11 protein-coding genes are annotated in these 12,983 nt (G+C 52.9%); 5 read left to right on the top strand and 6 right to left on the bottom strand.

The features are described 5' to 3' along the window. Positions 1-106: 106 nt before the first annotated feature. The 3 genes from NWE93_03565 to NWE93_03555 form a co-directional block, all read right to left on the bottom strand. A complete protein-coding gene (locus NWE93_03565; protein MCW3999297.1) occupies positions 107-1,330 on the bottom strand; it encodes a redox-regulated ATPase YchF in 1,224 nt (407 codons plus the stop codon). 92 nt (positions 1,331-1,422) lie between these two features. Continuing rightward, entirely contained in the window at positions 1,423-3,078 is a 1,656-nt protein-coding gene (locus tag NWE93_03560) for an MFS transporter (protein MCW3999296.1), read from the bottom strand. A 100-nt stretch (positions 3,079-3,178) separates the two neighbouring features. Further along, positions 3,179-7,273 carry an MMPL family transporter gene (locus NWE93_03555; GenBank protein ID MCW3999295.1) on the bottom strand — a complete coding sequence of 1,365 codons (4,095 nt, stop codon included), beginning with the start codon at positions 7,271-7,273 and terminating at the stop codon, positions 3,179-3,181. A gap of 136 nt (positions 7,274-7,409) precedes the next feature. Here NWE93_03555 and NWE93_03550 point away from each other — a divergent pair, with 136 nt between their 5' ends. Further along, entirely contained in the window at positions 7,410-8,072 is a 663-nt protein-coding gene (locus tag NWE93_03550; protein MCW3999294.1) for a helix-turn-helix domain-containing protein, read from the top strand. A 1-nt stretch (position 8,073) separates the two neighbouring features. Here the strand turns inward: NWE93_03550 and NWE93_03545 are convergent, their stop codons facing one another. After that, a complete protein-coding gene (locus NWE93_03545; GenBank protein MCW3999293.1) occupies positions 8,074-8,265 on the bottom strand; it encodes a 4Fe-4S dicluster domain-containing protein in 192 nt (63 codons plus the stop codon). Positions 8,266-8,320: 55 nt separating this feature from the next. Further along, positions 8,321-9,124 (bottom strand): ParB N-terminal domain-containing protein, encoded by an 804-nt coding sequence (locus tag NWE93_03540; GenBank protein ID MCW3999292.1) that lies wholly within the window; start codon positions 9,122-9,124, stop codon positions 8,321-8,323. Between the two features lie 201 nt (positions 9,125-9,325). On the opposite strand from NWE93_03540, the gene NWE93_03535 reads away from it, so the two are divergent. From NWE93_03535 to NWE93_03520, 4 genes are all read left to right on the top strand, one after another. After that, positions 9,326-9,874 (top strand): hypothetical protein, encoded by a 549-nt coding sequence (locus NWE93_03535; protein MCW3999291.1) that lies wholly within the window; start codon positions 9,326-9,328, stop codon positions 9,872-9,874. 69 nt (positions 9,875-9,943) lie between these two features. Then, entirely contained in the window at positions 9,944-10,180 is a 237-nt protein-coding gene (locus tag NWE93_03530; GenBank protein MCW3999290.1) for a DUF3795 domain-containing protein, read from the top strand. 43 nt (positions 10,181-10,223) lie between these two features. Continuing rightward, a complete protein-coding gene (locus NWE93_03525) occupies positions 10,224-11,150 on the top strand; it encodes an ABC transporter ATP-binding protein (protein ID MCW3999289.1) in 927 nt (308 codons plus the stop codon). Further along, positions 11,147-11,998 carry an ABC transporter permease gene (locus NWE93_03520; GenBank protein MCW3999288.1) on the top strand — a complete coding sequence of 284 codons (852 nt, stop codon included), beginning with the start codon at positions 11,147-11,149 and terminating at the stop codon, positions 11,996-11,998. The genes NWE93_03525 and NWE93_03520 overlap by 4 nt, the downstream gene beginning before the upstream one ends. On the opposite strand, the gene NWE93_03515 is transcribed toward NWE93_03520, so the two are convergent. Continuing rightward, positions 11,995-12,918: a DNA-3-methyladenine glycosylase gene (locus NWE93_03515; protein MCW3999287.1), complete on the bottom strand. Its 924-nt coding sequence runs from the start codon at positions 12,916-12,918 to the stop codon at positions 11,995-11,997. The genes NWE93_03520 and NWE93_03515 overlap by 4 nt on opposite strands. Positions 12,919-12,983: the final 65 nt, after the last annotated feature.

The following is a 12,983-nucleotide window of genomic DNA, read 5'->3' as shown; positions in this document are numbered from 1 at the left end:
ACAAAAAACATGCAGATGATTGGCCCGCGTAAAAAGGCGCTCCAGAGAACTCGACTGAGCCGAAGAAGGCAAAGAATAGGAGCAAGAATAAGCCCCAAATCGTCTTCTACGAGCGTTTTTTGGTGCTGACAATCGAGATGACATCGCGGTCCTTTAGCACTGTTTCTTCGCCGATTCGCCGTTTATCCCTAGCGTCGACTGCATAGAGGAAATTATCGCCCAGCTCGGTGTGGATGACATAGGCGAATTGATGCGCGGTTGTGCCTCTAGGAACCAAATATGCATCAGGCAACACCCGTCCGCCATGGTCGCTGAGGTGCTCGATGTCCTCGACAGGGTACACCACAATCATGTCCAGCAGCTTCTGGTAGGCAGTGTTTAGGGCTGCTTGCACGCCCGTGCTGCCGTTAGGCCGCAGGATTTTCTCCTTAACTGCCTCAAGCGCACGTATCTGCCCCAATGAGAGCTTTTCAGGCTGCAGGATTTTGAAGTCGCCATCGCCGGGTTTGTATTCGATTAGGCCCTTCTCGGCGGCGCGTCTTAGCACCAGCTCGGCTTCGGCTGAAGCTGGAATAACGATGTGCCCCAGCTTTTTGAGGCGCTCCACGTTAGCCTGAGCGGTGGGCAAATCGATTTTGTTGGCAACGATAAGCAGGGGCTTGGAGATGCATCGGAGCTGGTCGATGAAGCGGTAGAAATCCTCATCGCTCCACGTCGCGGGTTTATCGATGTTTAAGCCGGCTTTGCGGATGGCTTCGTTCACGCAGGTTTTGCGGATGCTCAGCCCGTTGAGGCGGTCTTCAAGGTGATGGGCGATGCCTTTTTTGTCCTGCTCAGCGGTGCGTGAAATACGTGCCCAGTCCTTTTTGAGAATCGTGACCATCCACATCGTGATTTCCTTCTCCAAAAACGCCACATCCTCGACGGGATCATGTTCGCCGGGCTTGCAGCTTTTGCCCTCGCAGTCGGTGCCGCCGCTGGCATCCACGATATGCACCAAGGCGTCGGCGCGGCGGATTTCGTCGAGGAACTGGTTGCCTAATCCTCGTCCTTCCCATGCGCCAGGCACGATGCCTGCGATGTCGATGATCTCGACAGGTACCAATCGGACGCCGTCTAGGCAGAGGCTGTTTTTTGGGTTATCCTGCACGCCGAAGTCAGGGTGGACGCAGGGGCTGCGGACGTAGCCGACGCCGCGGTTAGGTTTGATGGTTGTGAAGGGGTAGTTGGCGATTTCCGCCGCGGCTAGGGTGGCGGCGCTGAAGAACGTGGATTTACCCGTATTAGGTTTGCCTACTACGCCCAGTAATCGTGAATAGGTGCCTGGCATGGATTTCACTGTGGATACTGTGGGCGCCTTTATGCTATATTATTTGTGCCTGCAAAAACCTTTTCCTCGCCATCAAGCCCTGACACGGGGGCTTAGGCGCCGCTTTTGCTCTTGGATCCCCGCATCGCCGAGAACAACGCAGCCAAAAAGCACAGTACCGCCGCAAGAATGAACGCCACGGTTAGCGCGGACATGAAGGGGGCGGCTATGGCGTTGGGGAAGAAGGTTTGTCCCTGCAGGACATTTAACGTGGAGGCAGGCAGCCCAGAGGCAACTGAGCCCATTGACTGCAGCAGGGTACCGATGGGGTTGTAGCCTAGGAAGGCCGCGAAGAGGGCGCCTGAGGCAGGTGTAACGCTGAAGGCTGCGGCAAGCTGAGGTGAAGCCCCTGCATCCGCTGCCGCACTGGATAACGCCGCGGGGAGGTTGGCGTTGAGGCTGATGATGATTATCGAGAAGAATATGGCTTGGCTGATGGTTTGACCGCAGTTCTGCAGCGTCGAGCGCATGCCGGATGCGGCGCCTCGGTGCTCAGCGGGGCAGCTGTTCATCACAGACGCCATGTTAGGCGACATGAAGATGCCGTTGCCCAAGCCCATAACCAGCAGTATAAGCGCGAAGGGCAGGTACTCGAAGTTGGCGGGTAAAAGCGTGAACATCAGAAAGGTCAGGCCCGTAATTATCATGCCGACGGTTGCGAAGGTGCGGGCGCCATGCTTGTCGCTGAGGTAGCCGCTTAGGGGACCCGTAATGGCGATGCCGATGGACATGGGTATCATAAATATGCCTGCCCAGAACGGCGCGTCCTCGTAGCTGTAGCCATGCAGGGGCAGCCAGATGCCTTGAAGCAGCACCACCAGCATAATCATCACGCCGCCCCGCGACATGGAACTCAAGAAGGTGGCGATGTTACCTGCGGCGAAGGTGCGGTTTTTGAAGAGTTCAAGCCTAAACATGGGGTCAGCTGCTTTGCGTTCGACAAAGGGAAAAGCAAACAGTAACGCGGCGCCTATGGCGAAGAAGGCAATTACCATGGGGTTAGCCCAGCCCATCGAGGAGCCGCCGTAGGGGGTTAAACCATAGGTTATGCCGAGCAATATCAGGGTTAAGCCGCCGCCGAAGCATATGTTGCCCCACACATCGAGCTTCTGCTTGCGGCGCACCACATGCTGCTCTTTAAGTTTCCAATAGGACCACACGGTGCCCGCGATGCCCACGGGAACACTGACCAAGAAGACCAAACGCCAATCGTAAACTGCTAAAACGCCGCCTAGAACCAGCCCGATTAAGGAGCCTGCAAGGAAGGCAAGCTGGTTTATGCCGAGGGCTTTACCGCGTTCGTTCTCGGGAAAGGCGTCGGTGATGATGGCGCCGCTGTTGGAGAACAGAAACGCTGCGCCCACGCCCTGGACGATTCTGAAGATAATCAGCTCTATTGCGCCTGCATCGCCGGTGCTAGGGGTAATCGAGAGCAAGATGGAGCCGATGGTGAATATGAGGAAACCTAAATTGTAGAGTTTAACCCTGCCGAACATGTCACTGAGTCTGCCGAAGGTCACCAGAAGCACTGCGGTGACGATGCTGTAGCCGAACATCACCCAGAGCAGGTACTGGAAGCTGGTGAAGGGGTCGATTTGGATGCCCCTGAAAATCGATGGCAAAGCGATAAGCACGATGGTCATGTCGATGGATGCCATGAGCATGCCAAGAGTTGTGTTGGAGAGTGCAACCCACTTGTACTGAACCATAAACGGGTCATCTGATGGTTTGTTTTAACAAAATCTTTTGGATTGGGTGGAATGGCTTATAAAAAGATTGTTGGGGGAACCAGGTGGTTCCCATAGGTTTCTACTGGGTTTTCGTTTCGCCGCCGTTTTGCTCGGTGGATACGCTGGTTTTGCCGTTGCCGTCTAAGCCTTTGATTCGCTGCAGCCGCTTGATGGGGTTATACCAGTTCCATTTGCCAAACGTCGCCATAACAGCGGGCACAATGTAGGTGCGTACCACGAGGGCATCGATGAGGATGCTAAAGGCGAATGCGAAGCCCATTTCACGCAGCATCATGTTGCTGGAAAGCATCATAGCGCCCAGTGAACCCGCCAGTATGATGGCTGCGGCTGTGATGATGCCGCCTGTCTGCTGAATCGCATGCACGATAGCGTCGTTTAGATGCTGGCCTTTGCTGGCTTCTTCACGGATGCGGGTGAGGATGAAGATGTTGTAGTCCATGCCTAGCCCCAGCAGCAGCACGAAGAGTATCAGCGGCGTAATGAAGAGCAGTCCGTAGCCGAATGCAGCTTGGAACACCACCACAGTGACTGCCAGCGTCCAAACGATGCTCATCAACACCGAGAGGATAGCAAAGACGGGCAGTATCAGCGAGCCCAGCACGATGAAGAGGACGATGCCGACGCCCAACGCGACTATGGGCAATATCTGGGCAAATTGGTTCTCAAAGGTGTTGCGCATGTCAAGGGTTTCGCCGGTGGTGCCGCCTAGATAGATGCCGGTGACGTTTGCTGCGTCGTCGAAGTTTGCGTGGAGGCTGCTGCGGATTTCTTTGGCATAATCCATGGCTTCGGTGGAGTAGGGGTCAACGTTGAATTTTATCGTTATCAATGCGGATTGGTTATCGTCGCCTATGGCGCTTAGCATGGCATTGTAGGTGGTGGAGTCGGATTGGTTAGTGATTGTTTGGTAGTCAACGGGGTCGCCGAAGGGCATGGTGGGTCCGGTGACTTCCTGTAGGCCGTCGTCGCCTGTGATGCTTTCGGTGATGGCTTGAAGCGTCGCCATCTCGCCCATGTTGAAGCTGCCATTAGTTACAATCGGGCTTGAGAACGTCACCACCGCGTAAGTCGGCAACATTCTGCCGCCACCAAACGAATCCGTAAGCGTTGTCGAGGCTGAGATGGATTCCAGGCTGCTTGAGGCGCTTCCTATCATGTCATAGGTAGGCGTGGTGGACGCGTAGACATAGAAGGCAGGCACCGTGACAAGCACCGCTAAGAGTATGATGACTTTGCCATGTTTCACTGAGAAGGAGCCGCTTCGGGCAAAGTAGCCGCCTCTGCGCTGGTTCTTCTCGGTGATGCCTGCGGCGTAGCGTGCAAAGCGCTCGCCTGAGTTGGGCCAGAATATGCGGTCGCCCAGAATCGCGGCTAAGGCAGGCGCGAAAGTCAGCGATGCCAGAAGCGTAACAATGACGCCGCAGCCCACGATTAACCCCATGGTTTGAAGGAAAATCATGGAGGTTGCCGACAGCGCCAGGAAGGAAATGATGACGGTGGCGCCGCTGGTAACGATGCTTTCGCCTGCCCAGGTGATGGATTTTTTGATGGCTTCAAAGAGTGGAAGGCCGTTGATGCGTTCCTCGCGGTGCCGCGCGAGCACAAAGATGCTATAGTCGGTTCCGACCCCAATGAGCACGGTTAAAAGAATCGTGTTTACAGTGTAGTCTACCTGGTTGATGTAGGTGCCGACTAGATAGGGGAAAATCTGCGAGACGCCAAGGCCGATTCCGATGGTGCCTAAAGTGATGATGGGGGTAACGATGGAGCGGAAGAACAGCGCCGTCGCTATGACAAGCAGCGCGATGGTGACGGGGAGGATAAGCTCGAGGTCCTGGAAGGTTGACTGCATAAAGTCATAGTTGAGGGCGTCGGCGCCTGTGACTTGAGCGTCCTGGATGTCGCTGGGATTCTGGGCGAGGAGATCAGCGATGATGCCGCGGATGGCAAGCAGGTTACCGTCATGTGAGCCGTCAAAGGTTACTGATACAAGCGTTACATCGTTGTTGGGCGAAACAAACGAGGTAAGTAGCGTGTTGAATTCTTCGCCTAAATTGTAAGCATCAGGGTCCGAGATGACGCTTGACGCCAAAGTTTTAAGGGCGCTTTCGGATGCGTTCTCGCCCATGTTATAGACCGCTGAGATAAGCTGCCTCGATAAACCCGATTCGTTGGCAACGTAGTCGAGGGTCAAAGTCTCAATTTTGGCGTTGGTGTAGGTGCTGTTGGCGTTAAGGAAATCCTGCAAGGTAAGGGACGCTGCTATCTGCTTGGAGAAGTCTGCGCCGTCGCTTAGGTAAGTGTCTATGAACTTGCCGTTTATGGCGTTTGAGGCAGCGGAGGCAGTCTGGTTAATCCAACTTGCCGTAGGCTGAGAGGGAACACGCTGGCTCCACGACGCATTGAACATGTCCAGCAGATGCGAGGTGTAGTCAGTGTAGGCGGATTCATCGATGTCTTTTAGGATGCTACGCGTCTGGTTATAGGAGATCCCGTTAAACAGCGAAATGAAACTGTCTAAACCATAATTAGGCGAGTACCAAATCACGTTGTCAGCTAAAGCAGCCAATGCGCTGCTGGAGGGGGCTCTGCCCAAATTAAAGGCTGCCGCAACAAAAGATTTAGCGGTGTTCGACTGATTGGCAACGTACTCGATGGCGAAGCTGCGGAGTTGCTCATTGTTTTGTTGGGCAGTGTTGGTGAGGAAGCTGTTGAGTGAGAAAGTCTGCGTTAATGCCTTCACAAACCCCTGCATCGTTGCGTTGCCAGCTAAGGCAGTGCTGATGTAGTTCTGCACTGTTATGTTGGCTGCCAGCGATGCCCGATCGGTTGAGGTGAAGGTTTGGGTTGCGGGATTCTGGAAACTCATTGCCCAAGTGGCATTAAACCCGTAGAGCAGCGGTGCAAGGTACTCTGTGTAGGCGGCTGGGTCAGCTTGAGAAAGCAGCGCAGCAGTTTGACTATAAGCTACCGTGTTGAAGGCGGCGATGGTGTAGGGGTCTAGGCTGTAGGAGGCTGCGGGCGCCGCTTGGATGTCGCTAAGGGACATGCCGCTGCCGCTTGACATGCTGTTTAATATTTGGATGATGAAGTCGGTGAGTGCGATGTTGTTTTCTGTTTGGGTGTTAGTTAGGTAATCTTGAAGGGTAAGGGTGTTGGCGAGTGCGTTTGTGAATGCTTGGGCGGTGACGTCGCCGGCTAGGAACGTGTTGATGTAGAGCTGGTTGGTTTGGTCTGAGGCAAAGGTGGCGCGTTCAAGAGGCGTCCATGCCGCTGTGGAGGGGTTAAGGTAGCTTTGGGTCCATGCGCCATGGAAAGCTTGGAGCAGATGAGAGGTGTACTGGGCATACGCGGCGGGGTCAGCGGCGTAGAGCATCTGCGCGGTGGTTTGGTTCGCGATTACGTTGGATTGGTCTACGTTGCCCAAAGTGGAGGTCATCGCCTGCTGCCAAGCGTTAAGATAAATTGCGGGTATGCTGTAGAGCAGGTTGTAGGTTAAGTTGGCGTTCTCCAGTGCCGTGTAGGCGCCTGCCCAGATGCCGGAGTACGTGGCGGGGACACTGTAGAGCATATAGTAAGTCATGTTGGCGTTGTCATAGACCGAGTAAACGCCCTGATTGGTCTGGTTAAGACCCGGCATCAACTGCGACGCCTTGGTGGTGTTGTAGGCTTGGTACCAAACATTTGAGTAGATGGTGGGGACACTGTAGAGGAGACTATAGGTCAAGTTGCCGCCATCATAGGCTAGATAAAGAGCCTGATTAGTCTGGTTTAGGGCGGGGATAAGAATCGAGTAGACGCTGGTTATGTTTTCGACGCCCTTTATGGTGGAGGATTCGTTAATTTGCCGTGTGAGTTCATCGATGAAGTCCTGTGTGCTTAGCGATGAAGCATCACTGGTTGAAATTACAATTATGAGGGAGTCGTTTGAAACGCTCTTTTGAAACTGGGTTTTTATTATGTCGTTGGCTTTGGCGGATTCTATGCTGTTGTCCGTGGAGGAGTTCATGGTAAGTGAAGAGACTCCGCTGGCAGTCAGCACAATGGGTAGCACGATTGCCAGAAGCAGAAGCCAAACAGCGATTATTGAGAACTTGCGTTTGGTGATTACGCGCCCAAGCTTTCCGAAGAGATTAACTTTATGATTAGCCAAATTGGTTGTCTCCTGTTTAGTCGGTTATCTATCGTAATTTTGACCTTAGTATGGATGATTCGGCTTCTCTTTAAGGTTGCACCGAATATACTCGGTTCATGGAAAAGTATATCATCGACCAAATGACCGTTTCGGTATGCGACGGCTAATCCTTGAGGTCTTCGAGAAAGAACTCGCCAAAATAGGCATCGAATTCCCAGAATTCCGACCCATCAAATCACTCGAACTTCTCTATTTCCTCCGGCAGGACCAAAACGAATTCGCCGCCATCTCCCAAGTTGAATTCAAAGACCCTGAATCAGACCTGGACCTAAAAGTTGAAACGCTCCTAAAAGGCGGCTTTTTAGTTGAAGCCCAAATACTTGAGAGACAAAAAAACGGCGCCTGCATCATGTTTATGCGGGGGGGCCCCAGTTTATCGTCGCTGCTCTCGGCGATTGGCATAGAAAGCGGGTACCTCTTCACACCCATAGGCATTGGAGAGGGAAAAATCCGGTTCTCCTTTCTGGGCAGCGAGCAACAAATCAAGGATTTCATGGAGAAAGTCAGCGTTTTAGGCATCCGCTACCGAGTGGTGCTGCTTGCAGACGCCAGTTTTTCCCCCACCTCCCCCCTTAACCAGTTAACCGAGAAGCAACGCGAGGTTCTGCTTGCCGCATACAAAATGGGTTACTATGATATCCCAAGGAAAATAACCACTGAGGAGCTGGCGCGAAAGCTTGATTTGGCGGATTCAACGGTGGTTGAGCACCTGCGCAAGGCAGAACGCCGGTTAATCCGGCAGTTAATGGAGCAGTAAGTTAGCTTTCTCTCATGACAACGGCGCCTGCGGGGCATGCGGTGGCGCAGAGTCCGCAGCCGTGGCAGAGGTGCATGTCTATGAAGGCGACTTCGTCGCTGCTGATGCGGAAAACCGCTTTTATGGGGCAGGCTTTGGCAACGTGGCATTTTTTGCAGCAGATACATTTGGACGCGTCAATAACCGCTTTCATTAAACTCCTCCGGTAGGGCTGCGATATTCATTTGCAGAAACCCCAAATGCCATATTTAGCCCTGGAAATCCGTGTCTGCTCCTGTTTCCGTCTCCGGCGCGGCTCTCAGAAGGGACTTGAGGGTCTTGTGGCATTTGCTGCATTCAAACATCGCCGCTCCGCATTCGGGACAGAACAGCTGATGACGCTCCATCTGTTCAAGGAGCGTTTTTAGGTTAGCGAGGTTTTGCAGGTCATATGGCGAGGGCGCTTTAAGTTCACGTTCGGGCTCCGGGGGCTTTTGGCTCTCCACGATTTCCTGGTACACGTGGGATATACTGGTTTTGCCTTCGCGGAGCTTCTGCTTGTCATCTTCGCTGGCTTCCTCAACAATTTTTTTGCCCCGCTCAAAAGTCCGCGTGGACAGCCCGGCTTTTTTGGCTACCACCTCGGCTGCTTTGGCTTTGAAAACCGGCTCGGGCTCCGCGTCATCTGACGCTAACCCCAGCTGCAGGTTCCGCCCATTCTTGCCGCCCACGGATTGCCGCTGCCTAGCCAGTGCCTTCTCGATTTCCAGCAATGGTACCGCAAGCTCAACGAGCTGAAAATTGTTGAGGTGACGGCGCCGCAGGTTGGCTTCTATGACGAATTTTTTCTCCAGCAGCTTATCTTCGAAGCGCTTAACTTCGAAGTCGGGTTCGACTCCGAGTTCTTGGCAGGCGCGGAAGCGGTGGTGACCGTCGAGGACTTCAAGGTCTTCGTTGACGATGATGGGGTAATGCTGCCCCTCGGTTTCGATTGACTTTTTGAGTTCTGTGAACTCTTCCTCAGTCATTCGGGGAAGCAGTTTATCGTAGATGGGGTTTAGGCGCAGGCTCATTTGTTTTCCTTCTTCTCTTTGTATGATTGATTATTTAACCTTGACCAATCTTGGGGCAGTTTAACCCAGAAGTCTCCACATTTAGGGCTTAAATTTAGGGTAATGCGCAGTCAAAAAAGTTTGACCAGCCCCCAAAGTTTCAGTCAAACTTTCTTGACCAAAAAGCCTTTAACGCTAAAACCTAAACGCAAAGTGATGGATATGACCACCCAACCCGCATCCAAAAAACCTCGCCTCTCAGAAGGAAAACTTGCAATCCTCGCAATCGCCGTCGTCTTTGCCGTGATGCTCGGCTTCATCGCCGCCCTCACCTACTTCTCGGGCGAAATCAGCTCAAGCTACCATGCCATCAACCTCTCGATGCAGACGCTTTGGACCGCGCTGATTCTTTTGAGCATGTGGTTTAGGCGCAAGGGCAATATGCTTCTGCATGGCGTCACCTTAATCGTGGTGGTCTGCGCCACATTGGTTACCTTCAGCTCAGTCATCGTCATGACGCCGCCCACCGAGGGCTCCATGGAGCTCTACTTCAACGAGCCGATGCATATCTTCGCGTTTGTCTCCCATGGCGTACTCTCGATTCCCGCCATCGCCTTCGCGGTGTGGATGGTACTGCTCTGGCGACCGAGCTCCACAACATTTGAAGCCAAAACAAAGAGACTGGCTAAGTTAACCTGGGTTCTATGGGTGCTTTCCTATATCGCGGGGATCCTGAGTTTTCTTGCCCTCTACACAAGCATCTTCGGCTAGCAACCGAGGGCCGATGCGCCTTTATATAAGGGGCCTATAGTTTTTTTCACAGCTAAAGGAGACAAAGACATGAAAGTTGGTGTCTGCGGTATCGCATGCGAGAAATGCCCAAAAATGACCAGCGGCACATGCCCAAACGGGACTGTAGGCTGCGTGGCAAGGGAAAACAGGTTCTGTCAAATCTGCAATTGCGCCCACCAAAAAGGTGTAGCGTATTGCTTTGAATGTAAAGAGTTCCCCTGTGAAACCACCAAGCAGGGCCCCATAAGCTACGGCTACTGCATGTACCTTGCGGGGAAACAGTAAGCAACAGTTAAAGTGCCCCATGTGAATCTTTACGTGAACGTTTATGGATGACAGAGAAGTCCTCATCGAAGCCAAGGCATTAACCAAAAAATACGGCGAATTCGTAGCCGTCGACGGCATAGACTTCAAAGTTTACCGCGGCGAATGCGTCGGTTTCCTGGGGCCAAACGGAGCAGGCAAAACCACGACTGTGCGGATGATGTACTGTTTTCTTCTGCCAACCTCAGGTGAATTAACCGTTGCAGGGCTAAGCGTAAAAAACAGGTGCCGGGAAATCAAAGCCAAAGTCGGCGTGTCGCCCCAAGAGGACAACCTTGACCCAGACTTCACCGTCATGGAGAACCTAACGGTTTATGCACGCTACTATGACATCGAAAAAGAGGAAGCGCAAAAAAGGGCAGCAGAGCAACTAAAGTTCTTTCAGCTGGAAGAAAAAAAGGACCTGCCGATTTTGGCGCTGTCCACAGGCATGAAGCGCAGACTCATCTTTGCCCGCGCATTAATCAATAAGCCGCCGATTCTGCTCCTCGACGAACCCACCGTTGGACTGGATCCGCAGGCAAGGCATCTGGTCTGGGATGAAGTGCGGCACCTCAAAAAGCAGCAAGTCACCATCATCCTAACCACGCATTACATGGATGAAGCCCAAATCCTCTGCGACCGCATCTTAATCGTTGACCACGGCAAAATCATCGAGGAAGGCAGCCCAAGCGAGCTTATCCGCAAACACGTGGGACATGAGGTTTTAGAGGTTGACTACAACCAAGCACTCGTCCAGCTTATTCAGGAGGCTTTTCCAGAAGCGCGGATAGAGCATCTGGGCGATCGCATGCAAATCTTCACCGATAAACCCCACGGAGTCTTCGAAGGATTCCTCCGAGAGCACCACCTCCAGAACGTTTCTATCCGCAGCGCAAACCTAGAGGATGTTTTCCTTAAATTAACCGGAAGGGGACTTCGCGAGGAATGACTCAGCCTAACATCCGCAGGTCACCAGCGAAGTTCTCGCTTCCCCACCTCAGCTATAGGGCATGGAAGGTTTGGCGACGCAACCTCGACGTTTTCCTAAAAACTGTTAAAGTAAACTTTTTCCCCTCGCTACTTGAACCCATCATTTACCTTGCTGCCTTCGGCTTCGGCTTAGGCGGATTCATCCCCAGCATACAGGGAATGCCCTACGTGAACTTCATCGCGCCCGCATTGGTGGCGATTGCCATAATGAACGGTTCCTTCTTCGAGTGCACCTTTGCCTCGTTTGTACGCATGTACTTCCAAAAAACCTTCGACGCCATAGTCGCCACGCCGATCAGCATCGAAGAAGTTGTGGCAGGCGAGCTGCTTTGGGGCGCAACAAGGGCAACGATAAACACAACCATCGTGCTTGCCGTAATCGGCGCCGCAGGCCTCTTCACTGCAGAGCCCATCATAACTACACCGCTTTTCCTGCTAATCCCCATAATCGCGTTCTTTGGCGGCTTGCTATTCTCCTCCATCGCCATGTGCTTCACCGCGGCTTCACCCTCAATTGACTTCTTCAACTACCCCTTATTCCTCTTCGTGACGCCCATGCTGTTTCTGTCAGGAACCTTCTTCCCCCTTTCAACGCTTCCCCAAGCCCTGCAGGGTTTAGCTTTAGTGTTCCTGCCTCTAACTCAGGTGGTTACTCTAACCCGTGGCGCAATAGCAGGCAGCGTAGAGCCGATTTTGGGTTTAAGCTCAGGTATGTTGGTTGTGATAAGTTTGGTGTGGCTGTCGGTGGCGACGGTTGTTTTCTTTACCTTAAGTATTAACCTGATAAAGAAGCGCCTAACAAGCTAAGCATCTACGCCCTTAACTTCAGCGGCCATCAGATAAAACGCCGCCAGCCCCTTCCATCTGCCCCATGCCTTAGCTACTTCCCGCGCCTCCGCGGCTTGGATGGGTTTGCCGCTGCAGTAATACGTTGAGATTACACGTCTTATTCCAAAATCATCAGCGGGAAGCACATCGTAGCGTTGCATACCACGCAGAACAGTGAGTTCCGCGGTCCAAACACCGATGCCTTTGAGTGCATCAAGCTCCACAACGATTTCTTCCGCATTGGGGTTCTGCTTCATGCCTTCAAGGTCCAATTTGCCTTCAGCGATCATTTTGGCGGCGCCATGGATGTATTGGGCTTTGCGCAGGCTCAACCCGCAGCCCTGGATATCGCTGATGCTTGCAGATGCAACCTGCTGAGGCGTTGGAAAGGCACTGTAGGTTTCCCCCTCGATTTCTATATGCTCGCCGAGTTTTAGGGCTAACCGTTCCTCGATGGTTCGGGCTACTTTTATGGAGATTTGCTGCTCCACGATTGCGTCCACTAAGCCCTCAAAGGCGGTTGGGGTGACTGGGAACTTGAAGCCGCAGAGAGCAGCCGCAACCCGCTTCATAACTGGGTCAGTTTCTGTTTCCCGGTAGAAGTCCGCTAAGTCGAAGTCTAAGCTGAAAATGTAGGTTAACGCCTGCTGCGCCTCCCGCTTGGTTTGGGCGGTGATGGGCTTGTTTGACTTTAACTCAACATGCAGCCTGGGCTGTTTTTCTGTGCCGGAGGAAGTGACTTTAGCCCAAACTAACCCTTCACTGAGGCTTAGCACTTGGCTGAAGGCGCCGTTTGCGTATCCGCGGACATGGGAGTCGCCGCTTGAGAAAACCAGTGCAGACAACGCTAAACTAAACGGTGCACGAACCTCAAAGGTGAACGCTTCAGCGAATGCCATGTAAGCCAATCCTACAGGTTGGCTAAGAGCAGCTTATGAGGTATTAAAGATTTTTAACCCTCATA

This window comes from Candidatus Bathyarchaeota archaeon (genome assembly GCA_026014735.1).
Lineage (GTDB): Archaea > Thermoproteota > Bathyarchaeia > Bathyarchaeales > Bathycorpusculaceae > Bathycorpusculum.
The sequence above is the reverse complement of the archived record's forward strand: the minus strand, read 5'-3'. Positions and strand labels throughout refer to the sequence as shown.